The sequence below is a fragment of the Stenotrophomonas sp. TWI587 genome (assembly GCF_039674145.1).
In the GTDB taxonomy this organism is placed as follows: domain Bacteria; phylum Pseudomonadota; class Gammaproteobacteria; order Xanthomonadales; family Xanthomonadaceae; genus Stenotrophomonas; species Stenotrophomonas maltophilia_AY.
In genome coordinates, this window is sequence record NZ_JBDJMW010000005.1 from 98,137 (window position 1) to 120,428 (window position 22,292).

Sequence of the window (22,292 nt, forward strand, 5' to 3'; positions counted from 1 at the left end):
CCGGCCCCGGGCGGTTGAGCCATGCGCATCGAGGATGAGCCGGCCTTCGTATTGCACGCCCGGGCCTGGCGGGAGACCAGCCTGCTGGTCGAGGTGCTGACCGAACAATACGGCCGGATCGGGGTGCTCGCGCGTGGCGTCTCCAGCCCGCGCAGCCAGGCGTTGCGCGCGGCCCTGCAGCCGCTGCAGTGGATCCGGCTGACCGCCGTGCAGCGCGGCGAGCTGGCCCAGTTGCGCGGTGCCGAGGCGTTGGACGCCGCGCCGCGGCTGACCGGCGAAGCGATGCTGGCCGGCTTCTATATCAACGAACTGATGATGCGGCTGGCGCCCCGCCAGGATCCGCTGCCCGAACTCTACGACCATTACGCGCAGGTCCGCGCGCGGCTGCGCGTTGGTGAACCGTTGGCCTGGACCCTGCGCCGTTTCGAACGCGACCTGCTGGAGGCCTTGGGTTTTGGCTTCGACCTGCTGCATGGCAGCGATGAGGAGCCGGTCGACCCGGCGGCGCGGTACGAGCTGGATCCGCAGGAGGGGCCGCGTCGGCTGCTCAGCGACCGCGGCGTGGACCAGCGCCGCGGCACGGCTACCGGCAGCGCCTTGCTGGCGCTGGCTGCCGATGAGATGCCGGGGCCTGAGGATCTGGGCAGCCTGCGCCGCCCCATGCGCGCGGTGCTGATGCACCACCTGGGCGGGCGAGGGCTGAAATCCTGGGAGATGCTCGAGGACCTGGCCCGCCGCCGCACGTAAGCGCAGGCAGGCCGCAGCCTGGTGGCGGGGTGACTCAAAGCGGCGCCGGTGCCCCGGCTGCCGCCTGTGCTCACTGCAGCAAGGCGTCGACCGCGACACGGAAGCGATCCCGGGCGCCAGTGGATTCCGGGGCCTGGTGCAACTGACGGACTGCCCGCGCCAGACGCGCGGCACCGACGAACCCGCAGCTCGCCTGCAGCCGGTGCAGCTGCCCGCGCAGGGCCCGCACATCGTCCTCTCGAAGGGCCTGGGCAACCGCGTCGCGAACCCCGGGCAACTCGGCCAGGAACAGTTCGCGCAGGGCGATCAGGTGGTGGCGCTGCCCATTCAGCGCGGCCAGGGCCGTCGTTTCGTCCCAGTCCTGGCGCTCGCCCTCGGGCGCGTCGGACTCGGCAACGGCCGGGGCGGACAGGCTGCCCGCCGTATGCACGAGGGCGCGGCGGACGGCCTTGAGCAGATGCTCGCGGCTCAGCGGCTTGACCAGGGTTTCACTGAAACCGGCATCGCGCAGCCGCGAGTGGATCGAGGTGTCGCCATCGGCGGTATGGGCCAGGGCCGGCGTGTCGGGCCGCGAGCGGCGCAGTTCCTGCAACAGTTGCGTGCCATTGCCGTCGGGCAGATTGACGTCGATCAGCCACAGGTCGTGCTGGTTGCCGCGGGCGCGGTCCATCGCCGTGGCCAGCGAATCGGCGGTATCCACCTCCGCCGGCAGGGTTTCCAGCGCGGCCTTGAAGAAGCCGCGGCTGATGGTGTCGTCCTCGACGAGCAGGAATCGGGGCATGGGATCCCTCGGGGTCATCTGCATTTGGGCTGCCTCCATGTCAGCTGCCTCCATAGTAAACGCGAAGTCCCCGCCTGCAAGCGGTTTCAGCGGGCGGCAAGTCAGTTGGCAGTTGGTATCTGCGACAATACGCACCCTTTTTGCCCGCAGCCTGTTGCCACGTGGCCCGAACCCGCTCCCGCCTCGACCGTACCCCTTTCCAGACCGACATCCTCGACCTCAGCCATGACGGCCGCGGCGTCGCCCGCCGTGATGGCGAAGGCGGCAAGGTCACCTTCATCACCGGCGCGCTGCCGGGTGAGGTGGTGACCGCCGAGCCGACCGCGCGCAATCGACATTTCGATGAAGCCCGGACCGTGGAGGTGGTGAAGGCCTCGCCGCAGCGGGTGGCCCCGCGCTGCCCGCACTTCGGCGTCTGTGCCGGCTGCGTGCTGCAGCATCTGGAGGAGTCGCAGCAGATCGTGGCCAAGCAGCGCGTGCTGATCGACAACCTGACCCGGATCGGCCACGTCACCCCGGGCACCGTGCTGCCGCCGCTGGTCGGCGACAGCTGGGGCTATCGTCGCAAGGGCCGCTTCTCGGTGCGCCGCGTCGAGAAGAAGGACAAGACGCTGGTCGGCTTCCGTGAACTGGACCCGCGCTTCGTCGCGGACCTGAGCCAGTGCCTGACCGTCATTCCCGAGATCGGCATGAAGGTCGGGGTGCTCTCCGAGTTCATCGAAACGCTCGATGGCAAACGGGATATCCCTCAGATCGAATTCATCGCCGGCGATGACGCGATCATGCTGACGATCCGCCACATGCAGCCGCTCAGCGATGCCGACCGTGCCGCGTGGATCGCCTTCGGGCAGGCGCACGGCTTCGCGATTTCGCTGCAGCCCGGTGGCGTGGAGTCCGTGCAGCCGCTGTGGCCGGCCGAGGTGCCGTTGTCGTTCAAGCTGGCACCGTGGGATGTGGAACTGGCGTTCCGTCCGCTGGATTTCATCCAGGTCAACGCCAAGCTCAATGTGCAGATGATCGCCCACGCGCTGGCCCTGCTCGATGCCGGTCCGGACGAGCGCGTGCTGGATCTGTTCTGCGGGCTGGGCAACTTCACCCTGCCGCTGGCGCGCACCGTACGCAACGTGGTCGGTGTGGAAGGTGACGCCGGCCTGGTGGCGCGTGCGCGTGAGAACGCGGTCCGCAACGGGCTGGAGAATGCGGAGTTCTACGCCGCGGACCTGACCCAGGACCAGCGGCAGGCCCCGTGGATGCGTCAGGGCTTCGACAAGCTGCTGCTGGATCCGCCACGCTCGGGCGCCATCGAAGTGCTCCAGCAGCTGCCACTGAAGCAGTTCAAGCGGATCGTCTACGTGAGCTGCCACCCCGGCTCGCTGGCACGCGACGCCGGCTATCTGGTCAACGAGCAGGGCTTCACTCTGGTCTCGGCTGGCGCGATGGACATGTTCCCGCACACCGCGCATGTGGAAAGCATCGCGGTATTCGAAAAGCGCTGACGGCGTTCGACCTCAGGGGCCGTCATCCGGCGCGGCGTTCTGCCACTGGCCTTGTGCATCGAACACATAGGTCTGCGGCTGGGTGCCGCGCTCGGTGTCATCCCCGGCGGTGACATCGCAGCGGATCTCCGGCACCTGCATGCTGTGCAGTTCGCAGTCCTTGATCTCGACAATCTGCAGGCGCTGCTGGAAGGCGTGCAGTGCATCGCGCTCGGCGGCATCGTCGCTAGCCTCGGCACGGCGATCAAGCTGTTCAACGAGCAGCGCTCGGACCCGCTCGCGCGGAGGGACCGGCGCATCGACATCGGCCCGCTGCATCGCCCAGCCCATGCCCTGCGGAACGAAGCGCAGCATCCGGTAGCGGTTCTTGAGGCCGATCTCCATGCCGACCAGGCACTCGTAGGCACCGGTGACCGTCTTGCTGGCGAAGCACGGCCCATGTTCGAACCCGCGCGGCGTGAACATCGACTGCAGCATCAGCGCCTGGGTAGTCGTGGCCGGCTTCTTCTCGGCCTCGACCATGGCCATGATCGCCGCCTCGATCTGTGCAGGCGTGGGCGCTGTGGCCGCGAGTGCGCTCAACGGCAGCAGGGTCAGCAACAGGGTGGGGAAGAGGGGCGTCATGGGGTGTCCTTGCGGGGCAGCCGACCAGTATAGAAGGCGGGCGTGGCCGCCGTGCCGTGATCGCCGCATACTGTGGGCATGGGCATTGAAATCGAACGCAAATACCTCGTTACCGGCGACGACTGGCGCACCGGCGCGCATGCCGTCATCCCGATGGCGCAGGGCTATCTCAACGACACCGCCTCGCTGGACAGCGGCGCGCAGAAGGCCTCGGTGCGGGTGCGCATCCAGGGCGAGCAGGCTTTCCTCAACATGAAATCGCGCGAGATCGGGCACACCCGGCAGGAGTTCGATTATCCGATTCCGGTCGACGATGCGCGCGCGCTGCTGGCGCTGTGTGTCGGTGGGCTGATCGACAAGCGTCGGCATCTGGTCGAACACGAGGGGCTGCTCTGGGAAGTGGACGAATTCCTGGGCGACAACGCCGGGCTGGTGGTGGCCGAAGTCGAACTCGAGCATGCCGATCAGGCGATCACGCTGCCCGGCTGGGCCGGCGCTGAAGTCACCGACCAGGTCCGCTACTACAACCTGGCGCTGGCCGCGCATCCCTTCTCGCGCTGGTCCAGCGCTGAACGCGGCTGACCGGTAGACCTTGTAAACGCCTCGCAGCACCCACAATCTGGCCAGATGAAAATCGATATCTGGTCGGATGTGGTGTGCCCTTGGTGTTGGATCGGCAAGCACCGGTTCCAGCAGGGCCTGGCGCTCTTGGGTGAGGACGCCCCCGAGGTAGAGGTGCACTGGCACCCCTTCCTGCTGGATCCCGACGCGGGCACGACCCCCGTACCGCTGCGTGAGGCCTATGTAGCCAAGTTCGGCAGCGCCGAGCGCACCCAGCAGATCCTGACCCAGACCCAGACCACGGCACGCGCCGAAGGCCTGCCGATGGACTTCGACCAGGGCCAGGTCCGGGTGACCACGCTGCCCGCACATCGGCTGATGTGGCTGGCCGAGCGTGAAGGCGACCAGGCGGCGGTCGGCGAGGCGCTGTTCCGCGCGCATTTCGTGGAGGGCCGCAATCTGGCCGACCCGCAGACCCTGATCGCCGCCGGCGCCACCGGTGGCCTCAGCGCGGCGCGCATCACCGCGTTGCTGGCCGGTGACGAAGGGCTGGAGGAGATCCAGGCCCAGCTTGCCCAGGCGCAGGCACTGGGTATTCAGTCGGTGCCCACCTTTGTGATCAACGACAAGTACGCCATCCAGGGCGCCCAGCCAGCCGAAGCCTTCGCCGAGGCGTTGCGCCAGATCGCAGCGCAGAGCCTGCCCGCAGGGGCTGGTGGGCAAGGCGATGACTGCGGCCCGGACGGCTGCAAGGTCTGACGCTGCGCGCGGGTTCTGCGACAATGCGGCGGTGCGCCATCGTGGCGCCCCGTATTGGAGACATCCCATGCTCGTGATCGGCGTTGCCGGGACCGAACTCACCGCCCAGGAACGCGAATGGCTGCAGCACGACGCCGTGGCCGGCGTCATCCTGTTCAAGCGCAATTTCGCCTCGCGTGAGCAGGTGGCCGAGCTGTCGGCGGCCATCCGCGCCGCCGCGCCGCGCCCGCAGCTGATCTGCGTGGACCAGGAAGGCGGCCGCGTGCAGCGCTTCCGTGAGGGTTACAGCGCGCTGCCGCCGCTGCAGGGCTTCGATGCCCTGTATGCCACCGATCCCGACGCCGCGCTGGCCCTGGCCGAGCAGCATGCCTGGCTGATGGCCAGCGAAGTTCGCGCCAGCGGCGTGGACCTCAGCTTCGCCCCGGTGGTCGATCTGGGGCGTGGCAACCTGGCCATCGGCGATCGCGCGTTCAGTGCGGACCCGCAGGTGGTTGCTGCGTTCACCGCCGCCTATGTGCGTGGCATGCACAGCGTCGGCATGGCCGCCACGCTCAAGCATTTTCCCGGGCACGGCACCGTGCTGGAAGACACCCATTTCCACGATGCGAGCGACCCGCGTACGCTCGATGAACTGCGCGCGCTGGACCTGATCCCGTTCGCGGCCGGCATCGCCGCCGGCGCCGATGCGGTGATGATGGCCCACGTGGTCTACCCGCAGGTCGCGCCGGAACCGGCGGGCTACTCGCCGCGCTGGATCCAGCAGATCCTGCGCGAGGAGATGGGCTTCCGCGGCGTGGTCTTCTCCGATGACATCGGCATGGCCGCTTCGTTCTCGGCCGGCGGCGTGAAGGCGCGCGTGGATGCGCACCTGGATGCCGGCTGCGACGTAGTGCTGGTCTGCCACCCCGAACTGGTGGAAGAATCGCTGCGCGCGGTCGAAGGCCGCACTCTCAACACCGCTGCGTTGATCGGCCTGATCGGTCGCGGCGCGCTGGGCTGGGACGGCCTGTTGGCCGATTCCCGCCATGGCACCACCCAATCCCGTTTGCTTGACACCCTTGGAAGAACCGTCTGATGCCCAACCTCACCATTTCCCAGGCCCTGGCCCAGGCCGACCTGCTGGTCGACCGTCCCACCATCGACAAGGCCATCGCTGGCATCGCCGACGCCATCGCGCGCGATTACAAGGGCGAGGTCCCGTTGTTCCTGTCGATCATGCACGGCGCGCTGCCGTTCGCCGGCCAGCTCGCGCTGGAACTGGGTGCACGCGGCCAGGACGTGCAGTTCGATTACCTGCATGCCACCCGTTACCGCGGTGAAACCACCGGCGGTGACCTGGTCTGGAAGCACAAGCCGGCCACCGCGTTGTTCGGCCGCCGCGTGCTGCTGGTCGATGACATCCTCGACGAGGGCTACACGCTGCAGGGCGTGCGCACCTGGTGCCTGGAGCAGGGCGCTACCGACGTACGCATCGCCGCACTGACCGTCAAGCTGCACGACCGCGCGCTGCCGGACGTCAAGGCCGACTACGCCGGCATCGACCTGCCGGACCGCTATGTGTTCGGCTTCGGCATGGACGTCAACGAGACGCTGCGCTGCGTGCCCGCCATCTACGCGATGAAGGAATGATGGAACACATTTCTCTCGCCGTCATTGGCGGCACCGGCGTCTACAAGCTGGCCCAGCTCGACGACGTGAGCAGCCACCAGATCGAGACGCGCTACGGCACCCCGTCCGGTCCGATCCGCGTCGGCACGCTGCTGGGCCAGCGCGTGGCCTTCCTGGCGCGTCATGGCGAAGGCCATTCGCTGCCGCCGCACAAGATCAACTACCGCGCCAATCTCGCCGCGCTGCAGCAGATCGGTGCGCAGCGCGTGCTTGCGCTCAACACCGTCGGCGGCATCACCGAGCATTTCGGCCCGCGCGTGCTGGCCTGCCCGGATCAGTTGATCGATTACACCTGGGGTCGCATCTCCACCCTGTGCGAAGAACCGGGTACCGAGGTGCTGCACGTGGACTTCGGCCATCCCTACACGCCGATGCTGCGCAGCAAGGTGCTGGCCGCGGCGAAAGTCACTGGCGTGCGCCTGCAGGACGGCGGCTGCTACGGCGCCACCCAGGGCCCGCGGCTGGAAACCAATGCGGAAATCGCGCGCATGCGACGCGATGGCTGCGATCTGGTCGGCATGACCGGGATGCCCGAAGCGAGCCTGGCGCGTGAGCTTGGCCTGGACTATGCGTGCCTGGCGATTGTGGCCAACTGGGCCGCCGGCTGTGGCGATGGCGATGAAATCACGATGGCCGAAGTGCTGGCCAATGTGGACGCTGCCTCCTCCGGCCTGCCCGAATTGATCGGTGAATTGGCACGGGGGTGATTGTCATTCCGGTACAAGGTTTGCATACTCCGCCAGTGCGCTGGTTGAGCGTACACCACCCATTCATAGAAGAAGGTCTCGCATCACCATGCCGAACGGTACCGTCAAGTGGTTCAACGACGCCAAGGGATTTGGCTTTATCTCGCCGGAGGACGGCAGCGCCGACGTCTTCGCGCACTTCTCCGCGATCAACTCCAAGGGCTTCCGCAGTCTGCAGGAAGGCCAGAAGGTCACCTATGACGTGACCCAGGGCCCGAAGGGCGCCCAAGCCTCGAACATCGTGCCGGCTGAGTGATTCTCTCGGCTGCGCATTGAAAACCCCGCTTCGGCGGGGTTTTTTTTCATCAGTGAGTAAGCGCATGTCTCCACGCCGCACCATCGCCATCGTCGGCTACGGCACCGCCGGGCAGGTCCTGTCGATCCTGCTTTCACGCGATCATCACGATGTGCACGTGTTCGAGCGTGCCGCTACGCCCGGTCCGGTCGGCGCCGGTTTCCTGCTGCAGCCCAGCGGCCTGGACGTGCTGTGGCAGATGGGGCTGCTGCCCGATGTGCTGCGCCACGGCGCCAGCGTGCGACGGCTGTACGGCGAGACGCCGTGCGGACGCGCGGTGATGGACATGCGCTATGCGCAGCTCGATGAGCGGCTGCATGGCGTGGGCATGCAACGGGGCGCGTTGTTCTCGCTGCTGGCCGAGGCGTGGGAACACCCCGCCAATCTCCAGCCTGATACGGCGATCACGGCGGTGGATACCACGCAGGGGCGACTGCGCGATGCGCGCGGGAGCTGGCATGGCCCCTACGACCTGGTGATTGCGGCCGATGGCGCGGCCTCGACGCTACGCACGCAGGTGCAGGGCACCGTACTCGACCGCGAATACCCGTGGGGCGCGCTGTGGTGCCTGTTGCCACGTGAGGATTGGCCGCACGTGGATGAGCTGCGCCAACGTTATGTCGCGGCCCGCAAGATGATCGGGCTGCTGCCGGTGGGCACCCGTCCCGGCCATGATGCACCGCAGTTGAGTTTTTTCTGGAGCCTGCCGCGTGACCAGTTCGCGCAGTGGGAACGCGACGGGATGGCACGCTGGCTTGATGAGATCGCGACCTTGTGGCCGCAGGCGCACGCGCGCCTGGCCGGTGTGCGTGAGCCGAACCAGCTGGCTCGCGCGGGCTATCGCGATGCGGTGATGTCGTGCTGGCATCGCGAGCGGCTGGTGCTGGCTGGCGATGCCGCGCATGCGATGAGCCCGCAGCTGGGGCAGGGGGTGAACATGGCGCTGATGGACGCGCTGGCCCTGCGCGACGCCCTGCGCACGCATGGGGCGTTGGAGGCCGCACTGCAGGCGTATCAGACGCAGCGGCGCGCGCATGTCGCGATCTACCAGTACTGGAGCCGCTGGCTGACCCCGTTGTTCCAGTCCGATCGTGATGGGCTGGCGCGCGCACGTGATGTGCTGTTCCAGCCCATGGGGCGCATGCCGGGTGGGCGCGGCCACATGTTGCGCGTGCTCAGTGGCACACAGCGCGGTTGGCTGGGGCGCTTGCCCTTGTCACCAGGATTCGTCGACGCATTGAACGACGCACATGCGCGTGATCGCATCAGCTGATAACCACGCGTAGCAGCGCATGCGCGGCGATGTGAAGGTGTGAATAACATTCATTGACGGTGGACTCACCGCCCGCATGGGACAACACTCAGGCAAACGCAGCAGGCGTGTGCGTGTTCGAAACGCGTCATGTTGCTTCCGCTGGTGCTCTGTCCGATTCCTGATCGCCAAGAGCAGCGCCACCACCCGGTGGTCCTGTGGGGCTGTGTTTGCGACTCACGGTCCTGTGGACCGATCGCAACCCAAGGAGATTGAAATGCTGTTCTCGGCCGAAACTCTGGAAAGTGAAATCCGCAAACTTCGCGGACTACTGCAGATGCTGCATGAGGATCAGCCGGATGTAATGGAAGATGTATTTGAATTCCATGTCACCAGCCTCATTACCCACGCTGCGCCGGAACACCACCCGCGCATCCGTGCCTCCGCACACGAGATGTTGACCGCGATCCAGCGGCAACCGGTGCGTCCCAATCCGAATGCACCGGATATTCGATTGATGCCGGACCTGCTGGTGGCGACGGCGGCCTGAGCATCGCGTTGAATGCCGTTGCGCGCTGGCCAGGCTAGCGCGCCGGCAGTGCGATGGTCTGGTCTTCGACGCAGGCCACCAGACGCTCCCCGGCCGCTACCACGGGGGCGATGCCGGCCGTGAAGCGTGAGAATGCCGGCAGGATGGTCAGTGCATCGCGCAGCCAGAACGCCGGCCAGCGCCGCTGCATGCCCGGTAGACGCGCCAGGGGATGCAGATGACCACACAGCACATGCAGCCCCGGGTGCGATTGCGGTGCGTGGCGCAGCAGGAACGGACCTTCCTGCACCCGTTCGCCCAGCAACTCGATGCCCAGGTCGGCCTTGGGCAGCACGCGATCATGATTGCCTTCCAACGCGCCGATCCACAGGTCCGGATGCTGCTCGCGCCACCCCTGCCACTGGCGATACCATGCCGCGCGATGGGCCGCACCATGCAGGACGTCGCCTAGAATCCACAGCTGGCGCACGTCATGCTGCTGCACCAGGCGGCCCAAGTGCCCCAGATCATCCTGCGTGCCGCCGCTGGGCAACCCGATGCCCGCACGCCGGAACAGATCGGCCTTGCCCAGATGCAGATCGGCGATCAACAGGCCCTGCCGCGCAGGCCAATAGAGCGCACGAGCGCCCAGCAGGTGCACGGTTTCGCCAGCCAGGGTGATCGGCAGCTCAGGCGCCATGACGATTCTCCAATTGCTGTGCCGCGCGCAGTACGCGGGTCTTCCAGTCTTCGTTGCTGAGCTGGCCGCGCAGCCGCTCGGCCCACAGCGGGAACGACAGCGGTCCGAGGCTGGTGGGGTGCTGAAGGGTCAGCGTGCGTGCCTGGCAGGACGACAGCGCGCGGGCCAGACTGTCCAGGTCGAGTTGATCGTGCAGCACTTCGTGTTCGGCCAGCGTCAGCAGGATGTGATCCGGATCGTGCTGGCGCAGCACGTCGTACAGCAATCCACTGGACGCCTGCAGCTGACGCAGGCTGCGCGGCGTGCGTCCTGGCAATGCCGGCACCAGCATGCCGGACACGCGCGCGATGTCGCGGAACTGGCGTCGTGCGAGTTCGCCCAGGTTGAGGCTTTCGCGCAGATCCGTGAGCAAGCCCTCCGGCTCGAGCAGCGCGCGCACGCCGGCGGCATCGATCTCGACAGCGCGCGCAGGTGACAGCACGAAGCCATAGTCATTTGCCGCGTAGCCGAAGGTATTGGTCTGCAACCGCGTCCAGCGCATCGCCATCAATGCGGCCAGCCCTTCATTGACCTGCCGCCCGGCGAAGGGATACACGAACACGAACTGGCCCTCGCGGCGGCGGACGTGCTCCACCAGCAGCCGATCCGGTGCGGGCAGCGCGGACAGGCGTGTCTGCAGCGACAACAGCGGCGCCAGCCATTGCATCTCCGGGCTGTCCGGTGGGCTGGCCAGCACGGTCTCCATTTCATGCCCAAGCGCTTCCGAGAGTGGCAGCCGACCGCCCTGCCAGCGTGGCACCACGCCATCGCCGCCGCGGGCAACGCGCACGTAGGCGGTCAGGTTCTCCAGGCGCACCAGCTCCAGCAGGCGGCCGGCGAACTGGAAGCGGTCGCCCGGGCGCAGCCGGCTGAGGAACTGCTCCTCCACCGCGCCGAGCCTGCCGCCGCGCAGGAACTGCACCATGACGCTGCCATCGCTGGTGATGGTGCCGATCGACAGACGATGCCGCAGCGCGACGCGACGGTCGTGTACGCGATAGCGGCCATCGTCATCGCGCACGACCTTGTGGAAGTCCGGATACTGCGACAGCGCGCGACCGCCCTGCACGATGAACTCCAGCACGCCGTCCCAGTGCGCGTGGTCCAGTGCGGCGAAAGCATGCGTACGTCGCACCTGCTCGAACAGCGCCTCGGGATCGAAGCCACCGCCGAGCGCGCAGCTCACCGCGTGCTGCGCCAGGACATCCAACGACAGCCGCAGCGGCCGGCGTGCTTCGATGTGACCATGCGCCAGCGCACGCCGCGCCGCCGCGTACTCGACCAGCTCCAGCGCGTGCGAGGGCACACACACGATCTGGCCGGATTCGCCTGGGCGATGCTTGGCGCGCCCTGCGCGTTGCAGCAGCCGTGCGATGCCCTTGGGGCTGCCGATCTGCAGCACCTGATCGACGCTGGGAAAATCAACGCCAAGATCCAGACTGGAGGTCGCCACCACGCAGCGCAGCCGGCCTTCGCGCAGGCCTTCCTCGGCAGCGCGACGCAGGGCAGGGTCGAGCGAGCCGTGATGCAGCGCGAGCGTGGCCGGGTCTTCCGGCCACACCGCCGAGAGCGCCTGGTGCCACAGTTCGGCATGCGCCCGGGTATTGGTGAACAACAGGCTCGTGCGCACCGTCAGCAGCTTCTCCAGCACGCGTTGCAGCTGCGACAGACCCAGATGGCCTGCCCACGGGAAACGCTCGCCCTGCGCGGGCAGCAGCGTTTCCACGCTGACCGGGCGCGGGCGGGCGCCAGCCACCAAGGGCGCGTCGGGCACGTCCGGCAGCAGCACGTCGCGTGCCTCGTCCAGGTTGCCGAGCGTGGCCGACAGCCCCCATACCTGAAGTGCGGGCAGGGCATCGCGCAGGCGGCGCAGGTTCAACTGCAGCAGCACGCCGCGCTTGTTGCCCAGCAGTTCGTGCCACTCATCCACCACCACGCAGCGCAGGTGCTGCAGGCGCGCCAGCGTGTCGGGATAGCTGAGCAACAGCGCCAGCGACTCCGGCGTGGTGACCAGCACATCGAGGCGGCCCTCGCGCGCCAGCCGCTTGTCGCGCGCGCTCGCATCGCCGGTACGCAGGCCCACCTGCCAATCCAACCCAAGCGCATCCAGCGGCTCACGCAGTGCGCGCGCCGTGTCGGCCGCGAGCGCGCGCAGTGGCGTGATCCACAACACCTGCAGTACCGGCACCGGTGTCTTCGCGCGGCCGCGGGTGATTCGCGGCGGCGGATCATGCAGCGCCTGCAGCAGCGGTCCGCCAAACATTGCCAGCGTCTTGCCACTGCCGGTGGGTGTGTGCAGCAGGCCGGACTGGCCGGCCAGATAGTGGCGCCACATGGCCTTCTGGAACGGCAGCGGCGCCCAGCCCCGGCTGGCGAACCACGCCGTCAGGCGGGTCATGGCCTCGCGTCGCGTCACCGCGCCAGTGCCTGCAGCTGGGCCAGAGTGTCCGCTTCGCTGGCCGGCTTATCGTGGCGCCAGCGCAGGATGCGCGGGAAGCGCACGGCGATGCCGGATTTGTGCCGCTTGCTGCGGTTCACCGCTTCAAAGCCGAGTTCGAATACCTGCTCGCCACGCACGCTGCGGACCGGCCCGAAGCGCTCGATCGTGTTTGCGCGGATCCAGCGGTCCAGTGCGAGGATTTCCTTGTCGTCCAGCCCCGAGTAGGCCTTGGCCACCGGCACCAGCGTTTCGCCATCCCACACCCCGAAGGTGTAATCGGTGTAGAGCATGCTGCGGCGGCCGTGGCCGGACTGCGCGTAGATCATCACCGCATCGATGGTCAGCGGATCGATCTTCCACTTCCACCAGTCGCCGCGCCGGCGCCCGGCCTGGTAGACCGAGTCGCCGCGCTTGAGCATCAGGCCCTCCACGCCGCGCTCGCGGGCCAGATCGCGCTGAACGGCAGCCGCGTTCCAGTCTGCGACGGTGACCAGCGGCGACAGCATCAGGCGCGGGTCGTCCAGTGTGGTGAGCACCTCGGCCAGGCGAGCCCGCCGCTGCGAGAGCGGCAGGGCGCGCAGGTCTTCACCGTCGAGTTCAAGCAGATCGTAGGCGAGCACGCGCACTGGCGTATCGCGCAGTGTCTTGGGGCCTGGCTTGAGGCGCTGGATGCGCGTCTGCAGCGCGGTGAAGGGCAAGGGAAGATCGTCGCCCTCGGCCCAGGCCAGCAGCTCGCCATCAATCACGCAACCATCGGGCAGCGCCATCGCGGCCGCCTCGATTTCCGGGAAGCGCCCGTCCAGCCTCTCCTCGCCGCGCGACCACAGCGCGACCTCGCCTTGCCGGCGTAGCACCTGTAGACGGATGCCATCCCATTTCCATTCCAGCAGCCAGTCGTTGATCGGCCCAAGCGTGTCGACCGCCGCCTCCAGCGGTGAGGCCAGGAAGAACGGGTAGGGCTGCTGCCGATCTTCCGGGCGCTCTTCCGGTGACAGCAACGCGGCCAGCAGGCCGGGCGTGGGTACCCAGGTGCCCAGCATGCGCTGTGCGATGCGCGCGATATCAATGCCGGACCACTCGGCCAGCGCCTGCTGCACCAGCCGTTGCGACACGCCCACGCGCAACGCGCCGGTCAGCAGTTTGTTGAACACCAGCCGCTCGTCGAAGGCGAGCTGTCGCCACGCCCCGGTGATGGCCGCGTGGCGCACCGGTTCGGGTTGATTGGCGACCGGCAGCAGTTTCTGTTCGATCCAGTCAGCCAACGCGATATCCGCGCCGGTCTGCAGCGGATCGTCCATCAGCAGGGTAAGTGTCTCCGCCAGATCGCCGACCTGGTCGTAGCTGTCGTCCACCAGCCACGCCGGTGTATCGGACATCTCGGCCACCCACGCGCGCAGTTCGGCATTGCCGGCGATCTTCTGGCGCGCGCTGCTGACCTTGCCGCCGGCCAGCAGGAACAGCGCCCACGCGGCATCGTGCGGTGGCGCCTGCTGGAAGTAGCGCACCAGCGCGCCACGTTTATCGCCGGTGGCCGTGCTGCGGTCCAGTTCGCTGTAAAGCGCGGCGAAGCGTTTCATTCTTCGTCCCCATAGCCGGTGGCGAAGGCTTCGGCAGCGACATCCCGCTCGCGAAGGAACCGGATCAGCGCATCGGTATTGCCGTGGGTGGCGATGACGCGGCGGGCGCCGGTCTCGGCGATGGTGCGCAGCAGATCGGGCCAGTCGGCATGATCGGAAACCACAAAGCCGCGATCGTAGTTGCGCCGGCGGCGGTTGCCACGCACCCGCATCCAGCCGGAGGCAAAGCCCAGCTGGGCGCGCTTGAAGCGGCGCATCCACGCGCTGCCGGCAGCGGAGGGTGGGGCGAGAATCAGCTTCCCCGCAAACTCGGCACCGCTGGCCTGTTCGCTGACCGGCTCGGTGGCCAGCATCGCAATCCCGGCCTCGCGGTAGACGGCCACGCCGGTCGCGATCGCGCCATGCAACAGCGCCGGCTGGTCATCCAGTGGCAGCAGTTCGGCAAGGATGCGCTGCGCCTTGCCGAGCGCGTAGCACAGCAGCACGGCCGCCTCACCACGCGCTTCGCACTCGCGCCGCCAGGCGACGATGTCCGCGGCGACCTGAGCGGTGTCCGGCCAGCGGTAGACCGGCAGGCCGAAGGTCGCTTCGGTGATGAAGGTATCGCACGGCACCACCTCGAACGGGTCGCAGCTGGGATCGTGCTGGCGCTTGTAGTCGCCCGAGGCCACCCAGACCCGTCCGGCATGCGCGATCCGCACCTGCGCCGAGCCAAGCACATGCCCGGCCGAATGCAGCGAGACCTCGGTGTCGCCCAGCGTGAAGCGTTCACCGTAATCATGTGCTGTGCAGTCCACATCGCCCAGCCGCCAGCGCAGGATCGGCAGGGTCTGTGTGGTGCAGTGGTAGTGGCCCATCCCGTTGCGTGCGTGATCGCCATGCCCGTGCGTGATCACCGCGCGCGGCACCGGGCGCCAGGGATCGATATGGAAATCACCGGCCGGGCAGTACAGCCCCTCCGGGCGCAGCACCACCAGATCGTCGTTGTCGGCATCCACGTTCATGCCTGCACTGTGCCGCCGCGCTCGTGCAGGAGGTGAGAATCCGCATGAACGGCGGCCCATCCGGGGATGCGGCAGAATCGAAGCCTCTGTCTGCAAGGAGGGTGCCCCGATGACGCCTGCACTGCCCGCGTTCGAGACGCACGAGGTGAGCAACCAGCCGCCGCCCTTCGCGGGACGCAATTTATGGGCTGACGATGTGGCGCTGGCCGACGCGGTACAGCGCGAAGGCGGCGCTGCGTTCGTGGGCCAGCTGGCGCGCTATGGCGGCCTTGCCGGCGATGAGTTGTACCGGCTCGGATTCGATGCCAACCGCGACCGGCCGCGGTTGCGCACGCATGATGCGCAGGGCCATCGCATCGATACGGTCGAGTTCCATCCGGCCTACCACCAGTTGATGGCCGCGGCGAAGACGCATGGCGTGGCCGGGCTGTCGTGGCACGACGGCCGTCCTGGCGCACATGTCGCGCGCGCGGCGTTGAGCTATCTGCACCATCAGGCTGAAGCCGGCACCAGTTGTCCGCTGACGATGACCCACGCCGCCGTTGCGGTGCTGCGGCAGGCGCCGTCGCTGGCCGACTGGGCGGACAAGGCGGCAGCCCCGCACTACGACCCGCGCGACGTGCCGATCGCCGACAAGGCCGGGATCACGCTGGGCATGGGCATGACCGAGAAGCAGGGCGGTTCGGACGTGCGCAGCAACACCACCCGCGCCGAGCCCCAGGCCGATGGCAGCTATGCGTTGGTCGGGCACAAGTGGTTCTTTTCCGCGCCGATGTCCGATGGGTTCCTGGTGCTGGCGCAGGCACCGGGGGGCTTGAGTTGTTTCCTGATGCCCCGGCGCCTGGCCGATGGCAACCGCAATGCGTTCCACCTGATGCGCTTGAAGGACAAGCTCGGGGACTGGTCCAACGCCTCCAGCGAAGTGGAGCTGTGCGGGGCCCTGGCGCAGCGTGTCGGCGAGGAAGGGCGAGGGGTGGCGACCATCATCGGTATGGTGATGATGACCCGGCTGGACTGCATGCTCGGCGCTGCAGCGGAGATGCGCATGGCGCTGGCCCAGGCGATGCATCACACGCGCTACCGCAACAGCTTCGGCAAGCGGTTGTGCGAGCACCCGCTGATGACGAATGTGCTGGCCGATCTGGCGATCGAATCCGAAGCGGCCACGGTGTTCGCCATGCGCGTGGCACGCGCCGTGGACCAGGCCGGCAACGATCCGCAGCAGGCTGCCTTCGCACGCGTCACCACCGCCGTAGGCAAGTACTGGGTGTGCAAGCGGGCTGCGGTGTTCGTCAACGAAGCCCAGGAATGCCTCGGTGGTGCAGGCTATGTGGAGGAGTCGATGCTGCCGCGGCTGTATCGGCAGGCCCCATTGAATTCGATCTGGGAAGGCAGCGGCAACATCCAATGCCTGGATGTGCTGCGTGCGCTGTCGCGCGAACCGCAGGTGCTGCATGCGCTGGAGGCGGAGCTGGACACCGTGGCCGGTGTGGATGCGATCTATGACGCTGCATCGCGCGCGCTGCGTGCCCAGCTCGCGGCAACGCCTGAGCAGGCGCAGGCGCGTCGCATCACCGAACGGCTGGCGTTGTTGTTGCAGGCGGCCGTGCTGCTGCGCGCGCAGAGCCCGGCCGCCTCCACCTTCATCCGCTCACGGCTGGGGGCCGAGCATGGGATGGCGTTCGGGACGCTGCCGACCGATGTGGACTTCGGCGCCGTCCTGAGCCGCGCACTGCCGTAACGCAAACGCCCCCTCCGGGGAGGGGGCGTTGCGACAACCACGGTTCGGACAGCGTGCCTGGCTCAGCGCTTGGCTTCGTTGGCGTTCTTCTGCGCGTCGTCGGCAACATCACGCGCCTTGTCGGCCACCTTCTGCGCGGCATCGGCGGTGGAGTCGCTGGCGTGGGCCGCGGCATCCTTGGCGGCGACCTTGGCTTCGCCCGCCGCTTCGGAGGTGGCGGCAGCGGCACGGTCGAGTGCCTGCTGGGTATCGGCGGCGGCGCGCTCGGAGGCGGCAGCCGCGTCATCGGCGGCATTGCGGGTCGCTGCGGCAGCCTTGTCGACGGCTTCGCGCGCGGCGGCGTTGGTGCTGTCGGCTGCCTGGGCGGCATCGCGACGGGCCTGTTCGGCCTCCGGGCCCTTGCACGCGGCCAGGCCGAGCAGCAGGGAAGCGGCCAGCAGGGAGGTGGTCAACGGACGGATCTTCATGTGGCGCTCCGGTAAGGCGATGGATGGGAGGCCAGCCTATTCATGCGTCTGTGAAGAACCGGTGGGTGGCGGGGCCTGCTCAAAACGCGCCCAAAGAAAAAGCCGCTGGCGAACCAGCGGCTTCTTCAGACTTGCTTGAAGAAAGAAGTTATTACTTCTTGGCTTCTTCAGCAGCGTCCTTGGCCTTCTCGGCGGTGCCTTCGGCAGCCTTGGCAGCGTCGGCAGCCTGGTCGGCAGCAGCGTCGGTGGCAGCGCCAGCAGCCTGGGCAGCGGCATCAGCCGAAGCGTCAGCAGCGGTGGTGGCGGTGTCGGCAGCAGCCTGGGCAGCGTCAGCAGCCGGGGCGCCAGCAGCAGCGGCCTGGTCAGCAGCGGCCTGGGCGTCAGCGGCGGCTTCGTTGGCCGAAGCGGCGGCGTCAGCAGCCTGCTCCTGCTTCGAGCAGGCGGTCAGAGCCAGGCCCAGGGCCATTGCGATCAGCAGCTTGTTGATGCTCATTGTTGTGAATCCTCGTCGTTAGATTAGGCAACGCGCTATTGCGCGCCCGGCAACATGATGACAAGCCAAGATTGGCTGTCAAGCGGTCGCGCATTCAGTTTTGAGAAATGCGCGTTAAATCAAATCAAATCAATTCGATAGCGATGGCGGTTGCTTCGCCGCCGCCGATGCACAGGGTAGCAATTCCGCGCTTGGCGTCACGCTTGCGCAATGCGTTCACCAGTGTGACCACCAAGCGCGCACCCGAGGCACCGATAGGATGGCCCAGTGCGCAGGCGCCCCCGTTGACGTTGACCTTGTCATGCGGGATGCCCAGTTCGCGGATCGGCGCCATCGCCACGACGGCGAACGCTTCGTTGATCTCGAACAGGTCCACCTGGTCCAGCGTCCAGCCGGTTTTTTCGAGCAGCTTCTGGATCGCACCGATCGGGGCGGTGGTGAACCACTCCGGCGCCTGCGAGTGGGTGGCATGGCCGACGATGCGGGCCAGCGGCTGCAACCCGCGGGCGGCGGCGTCCTCTTCGGTCAGCAGCACCACGGCAGCAGCGCCATCGGAAATGCTCGAGGAACTGGCCGCGGTGACCGTGCCGTCCTTCTTGAAGGCCGGGCGCAGGGTCGGGATCTTGGTGATGTCCGAACGGCCCGGCTGCTCGTCCTGCGCGAACTCGACCTCGCCCTTGCGGGTGCTCACCTTCACCGGCACGATTTCGTCATCGAAGGCGCCACTGGCCTGCGCAGCCAGTGCGCGGCGCACCGATTCAATGGCGAAGGCATCCTGCTCCTCGCGGCTGACCTGGAACTTGTCGACGGTGCACTCGGCGAACTCGCCCATTGCTTTGCCGTCATAGGCGTTGACCAGGCCGTCGTGGGCCATGTGGTCGACCGCCTGGAAATTGCCGAAGCGGTTGCCGGTACGCGAGTTGGGGAGCATGTGCGGGGCGTTGGACATCGACTCCATGCCGCCGGCAACCACGATGCTGGCCGAGCCGGCCTTGATCAGGTCATGCCCCAGCATGATGGCCTTCATGCCCGAGCCGCACACCTTGTTGAGGGTGGTGGCGCCGGTGGAAACCGGAATCCCGGCGGCGATCGCGGCCTGGCGGGCCGGCGCCTGGCCGAGATTGGCCGGCAGCACGCAGCCCATGATCACTTCGGAAACGTCTGCAGCCGGTACCCCGGACTGCGCCAGGGCCGCGGCGATCGCGGTGGACCCGAGGGTCGGGGTCGGCACGCCATTGAACTGGCCCAGGAAGGAGCCGATGGCGGTGCGCTTGGCGGCGGCGATGACGATGTTGGACATGTGCAATCTCTTTGGTGCGTGAGCGAAGAGCGGAATGGGAACGCGGGCGTTGGAAGCCGACGCATTTCCCGGCAGACTGCGTGGGGGTCGGTCCAGTATAGAGGGTCGGCATTGACCGCCGGTGTCTGCCCGGGAGGCCGACAGGTGGGGAAGGTCCATTCACAAGGGGAGCGGGGATGAAACAGGTTGTGATCGGCAGGTCGGCCCTGGCCGCGGCATTGGCATTGGCGTTGAGCGCCTGCGGAGGCGGCGGCAGCAATGTCCGCGGGGACCTGGAGCCGTCGCCCCCACCGACCACCCCGCCGTCGCCGCCCCCCACCACACCACCGACGCCGCCGCCGACCACCACGACGCCACAGCCGGCCTTCGACGCGCACCTGAGCATCATCCAGGCCGGGCCCGCGCAGGCAGCCGGCTGGACTGGCGCGGGCGTGCGCATCGGCGTGGTCGATTCGGGCGTCAACCGCAGTCATCCCGCCCTCAACGGGCGCGTCGTGGCCAGCTACAACTACGTCGACCCGCGGGTGAACAACCTCAACGTGGACGACGTGGTCGGCCATGGCACGGTGGTGTCCCAGCTGGCTGCCGGTCGCAGGGTCGGTTCCTGGCCCGGTGGCGTGGCGACAGATGCGCAGATCGTGTCGGCCAGGATCATCGCCGACAAAAGCCCGGTCGATGACGGTTCCGGCAGCGGCAACCAGGTCAGCGGTGCGCTGGGCCTGGCGCCCGTGCACCAGGATCTGATCAACGCCGGCGTCAAGATCATGAACAATTCGTGGGGCGGCCTGTATTGGACCAACCCGGCCGCCACCGCGCCGATTGCCCAGGAGTACCGACCCTTCATCATCGGCAATGGCGGCCTGGTGGTGTTCGCGACCGGCAACGAGAGCAAGCCCAATCCCTCCAGCATGGCGGCACTGCCCAGCCAGCAGGGTACCGGCGGCAGTCTGCCGGCAGCGGATCTGGAGCGTGGCTGGCTCAGCGTGACCGCGGTCGATACCGCGGACCCGGGCAAGCTGGCCTCCTATGCCAACGCGTGCGGCGTGGCGGCGCGCTATTGCCTTGCCGCCCCGGGCACCGCGGCGTACGTGGATCCGGCCAACACCGGCGGCACGCCCACGTACTACTACGGCTCGGGCACGTCCTACGCAGCGCCACTGGTCTCCGGCGCGGCCGCGCTGGTGTGGCAGAAGTACCCATACTTCACCAACGACCTGGTGCGTCAGACCCTGCTCGGCACGGCGACCGATCTCGGTGCAGGGGGCGTGGACAGCACCTTCGGTTATGGCCTGCTCAACATCGCCAAGGCGATCAACGGGCCGGCCCGGTTCGACTGGGGCGACACCACCGCCACCGTCGGCACGCTCGGCCTGGACTCGGTCTGGGCCAACGACATCAGCGGCGATGGCGGATTGATCAAGCAGGGCGCTGGATCACTGACCCTGGCCGGTGTCAGCACCTACAGTGGTGACACCCGCATCGAACGCGGCACGCTCGCGCTGCGCGGTGGCGCCTCGATCCGTTCCAATGTGCTCATCGCGCCGCAGGCCGGCAGCCCCGGCAATGCGGCCCTGCAGTTCATGAACGGAACGACGCGGGTCGGGGGCAACGTGGACAACGGCGCGAGCGTGATCCTGCGCAGCGCCAACATCGACGCCACCATCGAGGGCAATTACGTGCAGCGCGCCGGTGCGCAGCTGGTGGTGGCGCTGGGTGCCAATGCGCTCAAGATCAACGGTACGGCGTCGCTGGCCGGCAACGTGCACGTGGACAGCATCCTCAGTGGTTACGTGGCCGCGGATGGGCGCACGCAGGCGCTGCTGCATGCCGATGGTGGCGTGAGCGGCACATTTGCCGGGGTGACCAATGCGCTGGCGACGGGAACGCTGATCCAGACCAGCCTGATCCACGCGAGCAACGATGTCAGTCTGGTCACCAACCGGATCAACGTCACCAGCGCGGCCCAGCAGGCCGGCCTGGGCGGTATCACGCTGGCCTCGGCGGCGCGGGTGGAATCGGCGTTCGAGGTCCTCGATGGCAGCGGTGGCGCGCTCACCGGCTTCGCGGGAGCGGCCGGTGAGCTGCAGCGTGTGGAGGGTGCCGGTGCGTTGCAGGCAAGCCTGGACAGCCTGTCCGGCAAGGCACATGCGCTGGCGGCCGCATCCACCTTCGACAGCATCGACATGAACCGCCGTGCGCTGTCGGCACGTGTTGGTGAGGTACAGGCCGCACCGCGTGTGCGCGGGACCTGGCAAAGCGCGCTGGGCGAGGCCGGGCAAGGCAGCTTCGCCGGCAACGGCGTGGCCACCCGGGGCTGGATGATGGGCCAGGACATGGCGCTGGGCAGCCACGGCATGCTGGGGTTCGCCTTCGGTGAAACGCGCAGCTTCGGCGGCCGTGACTGGGGCAGCGACCGCGGTCGCGACCGCCAGTCGCAAGCGCAGCTGTATGCGGGCTGGGGCACCGGTCGCGCCTATGCGATGGGGCAGCTCGGGGCAGGCCAGTTCACCCGCGAGATCGACCGCCAGCTGCTGCTCGGCGCGGGTCAGTACGGCGTCAACGCACGCTATGGCGGCAGCTTCAGTGCGGCCAGCGTGGAATCCGGGTATCGCTTCGGCAATGCCATCGCGTCGCTGACGCCCTATCTGGGCGCCGAGTATGCCCGCGTGGACAGCGACGGCTTCAGTGAGCAGGGGGGCATGGGCTTTGGCCTGCGTACGCTCGATGCGGTCAGTACGCGGACCCAGGCCTTGGCCGGCCTGCGCGCCGAGCGTCGCTGGGGCGGGTGGTCGCTGCGCGGCTATGCCGAGTGGCAGCAGCACCTGGCCAGCACAGGCCAGGCGCTGGAGGCCAGCTTCGTGGGCGTGGAGGCCTGGGCGCCGTTGTCCGGCCTGCAGCCGGTCCGCTCGGGCGGCTTGTTCGGGCTGTCGGTGGAATCGTGGTTGAGCCGCAACACCCGCCTGGCGTTCGGCTATGACCAGCGTTTCGGCCCGCGCGGCGATCTGCGCCAGGTGCAGTTGCGCTACTCGGCCGGTTTCTGACGCCGGCTGGCAGCCGTCCAGGCGGAGAACCG

Annotated in this window: 21 protein-coding genes; 12 read left to right on the plus strand and 9 right to left on the minus strand. The window is 67.9% G+C overall.

Annotated elements, in window-relative coordinates:
* Nucleotides 1–21 precede the first annotated feature (21 nt).
* The gene (recO, locus tag ABE464_RS09770; RefSeq protein ID WP_346471786.1) at nucleotides 22–747 is read left to right on the plus strand and encodes a DNA repair protein RecO; all 726 of its coding nucleotides are present in this window, start codon (nucleotides 22–24) and stop codon (nucleotides 745–747) included.
* A gap of 70 nt (nucleotides 748–817) precedes the next feature.
* Here the strand turns inward: recO and ABE464_RS09775 are convergent, their stop codons facing one another.
* On the minus strand, nucleotides 818–1,552 hold the full coding sequence (locus tag ABE464_RS09775) for a response regulator (RefSeq protein WP_346472010.1): 735 nt from the start codon (nucleotides 1,550–1,552) through the stop codon (nucleotides 818–820).
* A gap of 137 nt (nucleotides 1,553–1,689) precedes the next feature.
* Here ABE464_RS09775 and rlmD point away from each other — a divergent pair, with 137 nt between their 5' ends.
* The gene (rlmD, locus tag ABE464_RS09780; protein ID WP_346471787.1) at nucleotides 1,690–3,024 is read left to right on the plus strand and encodes a 23S rRNA (uracil(1939)-C(5))-methyltransferase RlmD; all 1,335 of its coding nucleotides are present in this window, start codon (nucleotides 1,690–1,692) and stop codon (nucleotides 3,022–3,024) included.
* Nucleotides 3,025–3,036: 12 nt separating this feature from the next.
* Here rlmD and ABE464_RS09785 read toward each other — a convergent pair whose 3' ends face one another.
* Complete coding sequence (locus ABE464_RS09785) at nucleotides 3,037–3,648, minus strand: hypothetical protein (RefSeq protein ID WP_346471788.1); 612 nt, start codon at nucleotides 3,646–3,648, stop codon at nucleotides 3,037–3,039.
* 78 nt (nucleotides 3,649–3,726) lie between these two features.
* Here ABE464_RS09785 and ABE464_RS09790 point away from each other — a divergent pair, with 78 nt between their 5' ends.
* The 8 genes from ABE464_RS09790 (at nucleotide 3,727) to ABE464_RS09825 (ending at nucleotide 9,479) form a co-directional block, all read left to right on the plus strand.
* A complete protein-coding gene (locus ABE464_RS09790; RefSeq protein ID WP_346471789.1) occupies nucleotides 3,727–4,230 on the plus strand; it encodes a CYTH domain-containing protein in 504 nt (167 codons plus the stop codon).
* 45 nt (nucleotides 4,231–4,275) lie between these two features.
* A complete protein-coding gene (locus ABE464_RS09795) occupies nucleotides 4,276–4,968 on the plus strand; it encodes a DsbA family oxidoreductase (RefSeq protein WP_346471790.1) in 693 nt (230 codons plus the stop codon).
* Between the two features lie 67 nt (nucleotides 4,969–5,035).
* Nucleotides 5,036–6,043, plus strand: a complete 1,008-nt coding sequence (gene nagZ, locus ABE464_RS09800) for a beta-N-acetylhexosaminidase (protein ID WP_346471791.1) — start codon at nucleotides 5,036–5,038, stop codon at nucleotides 6,041–6,043.
* On the plus strand, nucleotides 6,043–6,597 hold the full coding sequence (locus ABE464_RS09805) for a hypoxanthine-guanine phosphoribosyltransferase (RefSeq protein ID WP_019183441.1): 555 nt from the start codon (nucleotides 6,043–6,045) through the stop codon (nucleotides 6,595–6,597). Before nagZ ends, ABE464_RS09805 begins: the two co-directional genes overlap by 1 nt.
* Nucleotides 6,597–7,343 (plus strand): S-methyl-5'-thioinosine phosphorylase, encoded by a 747-nt coding sequence (locus ABE464_RS09810; protein ID WP_346471792.1) that lies wholly within the window; start codon nucleotides 6,597–6,599, stop codon nucleotides 7,341–7,343. Before ABE464_RS09805 ends, ABE464_RS09810 begins: the two co-directional genes overlap by 1 nt.
* A gap of 88 nt (nucleotides 7,344–7,431) precedes the next feature.
* Nucleotides 7,432–7,638 carry a cold-shock protein gene (locus tag ABE464_RS09815; protein WP_019183439.1) on the plus strand — a complete coding sequence of 69 codons (207 nt, stop codon included), beginning with the start codon at nucleotides 7,432–7,434 and terminating at the stop codon, nucleotides 7,636–7,638.
* A gap of 64 nt (nucleotides 7,639–7,702) precedes the next feature.
* Nucleotides 7,703–8,950, plus strand: a complete 1,248-nt coding sequence (locus ABE464_RS09820; protein ID WP_346471793.1) for an NAD(P)/FAD-dependent oxidoreductase — start codon at nucleotides 7,703–7,705, stop codon at nucleotides 8,948–8,950.
* Nucleotides 8,951–9,206: 256 nt separating this feature from the next.
* Complete coding sequence (locus tag ABE464_RS09825; RefSeq protein ID WP_346471794.1) at nucleotides 9,207–9,479, plus strand: hypothetical protein; 273 nt, start codon at nucleotides 9,207–9,209, stop codon at nucleotides 9,477–9,479.
* Nucleotides 9,480–9,513: 34 nt separating this feature from the next.
* Here ABE464_RS09825 and pdeM read toward each other — a convergent pair whose 3' ends face one another.
* From pdeM to ABE464_RS09845, 4 genes are read right to left on the minus strand one after another with little or no spacing between them, the layout of a single operon-like run.
* Complete coding sequence (gene pdeM, locus ABE464_RS09830) at nucleotides 9,514–10,158, minus strand: ligase-associated DNA damage response endonuclease PdeM (RefSeq protein ID WP_346471795.1); 645 nt, start codon at nucleotides 10,156–10,158, stop codon at nucleotides 9,514–9,516.
* On the minus strand, nucleotides 10,148–12,595 hold the full coding sequence (locus ABE464_RS09835; RefSeq protein ID WP_346471796.1) for a ligase-associated DNA damage response DEXH box helicase: 2,448 nt from the start codon (nucleotides 12,593–12,595) through the stop codon (nucleotides 10,148–10,150). The genes pdeM and ABE464_RS09835 overlap by 11 nt, the downstream gene beginning before the upstream one ends.
* A gap of 14 nt (nucleotides 12,596–12,609) precedes the next feature.
* The gene (locus tag ABE464_RS09840) at nucleotides 12,610–14,214 is read right to left on the minus strand and encodes an ATP-dependent DNA ligase (RefSeq protein ID WP_346471797.1); all 1,605 of its coding nucleotides are present in this window, start codon (nucleotides 14,212–14,214) and stop codon (nucleotides 12,610–12,612) included.
* On the minus strand, nucleotides 14,211–15,218 hold the full coding sequence (locus ABE464_RS09845) for a ligase-associated DNA damage response exonuclease (RefSeq protein ID WP_346471798.1): 1,008 nt from the start codon (nucleotides 15,216–15,218) through the stop codon (nucleotides 14,211–14,213). The genes ABE464_RS09840 and ABE464_RS09845 overlap by 4 nt, the downstream gene beginning before the upstream one ends.
* A 109-nt stretch (nucleotides 15,219–15,327) precedes the next feature.
* Here ABE464_RS09845 and ABE464_RS09850 point away from each other — a divergent pair, with 109 nt between their 5' ends.
* Nucleotides 15,328–16,959 carry an isovaleryl-CoA dehydrogenase gene (locus tag ABE464_RS09850; protein WP_346471799.1) on the plus strand — a complete coding sequence of 544 codons (1,632 nt, stop codon included), beginning with the start codon at nucleotides 15,328–15,330 and terminating at the stop codon, nucleotides 16,957–16,959.
* 62 nt (nucleotides 16,960–17,021) lie between these two features.
* Here ABE464_RS09850 and ABE464_RS09855 read toward each other — a convergent pair whose 3' ends face one another.
* The 3 genes from ABE464_RS09855 to ABE464_RS09865 all read right to left on the minus strand — a co-directional run bounded on the left by ABE464_RS09855 (nucleotide 17,022) and on the right by ABE464_RS09865 (nucleotide 19,219).
* Nucleotides 17,022–17,426, minus strand: coding sequence for a hypothetical protein (locus ABE464_RS09855; RefSeq protein ID WP_346468254.1), 405 nt, complete (start codon nucleotides 17,424–17,426; stop codon nucleotides 17,022–17,024).
* 151 nt (nucleotides 17,427–17,577) lie between these two features.
* Nucleotides 17,578–17,919 (minus strand): hypothetical protein, encoded by a 342-nt coding sequence (locus tag ABE464_RS09860; RefSeq protein ID WP_088434503.1) that lies wholly within the window; start codon nucleotides 17,917–17,919, stop codon nucleotides 17,578–17,580.
* A 124-nt stretch (nucleotides 17,920–18,043) separates the two neighbouring features.
* Nucleotides 18,044–19,219 carry a thiolase family protein gene (locus ABE464_RS09865; RefSeq protein ID WP_346471800.1) on the minus strand — a complete coding sequence of 392 codons (1,176 nt, stop codon included), beginning with the start codon at nucleotides 19,217–19,219 and terminating at the stop codon, nucleotides 18,044–18,046.
* Between the two features lie 176 nt (nucleotides 19,220–19,395).
* On the opposite strand from ABE464_RS09865, the gene ABE464_RS09870 reads away from it, so the two are divergent.
* Nucleotides 19,396–22,260, plus strand: coding sequence for a S8 family serine peptidase (locus ABE464_RS09870; RefSeq protein ID WP_346471801.1), 2,865 nt, complete (start codon nucleotides 19,396–19,398; stop codon nucleotides 22,258–22,260).
* Nucleotides 22,261–22,292: the final 32 nt, after the last annotated feature.

Coding starts and splice junctions, on each gene's coding strand:
- ABE464_RS09865 (WP_346471800.1), bottom strand. CDS start 19,219: ATGTCCAACATCGTCATCGCCGCCGCCAAGCGCACCGCCATCGGCTCC.
- pdeM (WP_346471795.1), bottom strand. CDS start 10,158: ATGGCGCCTGAGCTGCCGATCACCCTGGCTGGCGAAACCGTGCACCTG.
- ABE464_RS09850 (WP_346471799.1), top strand. CDS start 15,328: ATGACGCCTGCACTGCCCGCGTTCGAGACGCACGAGGTGAGCAACCAG.
- ABE464_RS09810 (WP_346471792.1), top strand. CDS start 6,597: ATGGAACACATTTCTCTCGCCGTCATTGGCGGCACCGGCGTCTACAAG.
- ABE464_RS09845 (WP_346471798.1), bottom strand. CDS start 15,218: ATGAACGTGGATGCCGACAACGACGATCTGGTGGTGCTGCGCCCGGAG.
- nagZ (WP_346471791.1), top strand. CDS start 5,036: ATGCTCGTGATCGGCGTTGCCGGGACCGAACTCACCGCCCAGGAACGC.
- ABE464_RS09805 (WP_019183441.1), top strand. CDS start 6,043: ATGCCCAACCTCACCATTTCCCAGGCCCTGGCCCAGGCCGACCTGCTG.
- ABE464_RS09820 (WP_346471793.1), top strand. CDS start 7,703: ATGTCTCCACGCCGCACCATCGCCATCGTCGGCTACGGCACCGCCGGG.
- ABE464_RS09825 (WP_346471794.1), top strand. CDS start 9,207: ATGCTGTTCTCGGCCGAAACTCTGGAAAGTGAAATCCGCAAACTTCGC.
- ABE464_RS09790 (WP_346471789.1), top strand. CDS start 3,727: ATGGGCATTGAAATCGAACGCAAATACCTCGTTACCGGCGACGACTGG.
- ABE464_RS09785 (WP_346471788.1), bottom strand. CDS start 3,648: ATGACGCCCCTCTTCCCCACCCTGTTGCTGACCCTGCTGCCGTTGAGC.
- ABE464_RS09870 (WP_346471801.1), top strand. CDS start 19,396: ATGAAACAGGTTGTGATCGGCAGGTCGGCCCTGGCCGCGGCATTGGCA.
- ABE464_RS09855 (WP_346468254.1), bottom strand. CDS start 17,426: ATGAAGATCCGTCCGTTGACCACCTCCCTGCTGGCCGCTTCCCTGCTG.
- ABE464_RS09835 (WP_346471796.1), bottom strand. CDS start 12,595: ATGACCCGCCTGACGGCGTGGTTCGCCAGCCGGGGCTGGGCGCCGCTG.
- ABE464_RS09860 (WP_088434503.1), bottom strand. CDS start 17,919: ATGAGCATCAACAAGCTGCTGATCGCAATGGCCCTGGGCCTGGCTCTG.
- ABE464_RS09775 (WP_346472010.1), bottom strand. CDS start 1,552: ATGCAGATGACCCCGAGGGATCCCATGCCCCGATTCCTGCTCGTCGAG.
- ABE464_RS09840 (WP_346471797.1), bottom strand. CDS start 14,214: ATGAAACGCTTCGCCGCGCTTTACAGCGAACTGGACCGCAGCACGGCC.
- ABE464_RS09815 (WP_019183439.1), top strand. CDS start 7,432: ATGCCGAACGGTACCGTCAAGTGGTTCAACGACGCCAAGGGATTTGGC.
- recO (WP_346471786.1), top strand. CDS start 22: ATGCGCATCGAGGATGAGCCGGCCTTCGTATTGCACGCCCGGGCCTGG.
- ABE464_RS09795 (WP_346471790.1), top strand. CDS start 4,276: ATGAAAATCGATATCTGGTCGGATGTGGTGTGCCCTTGGTGTTGGATC.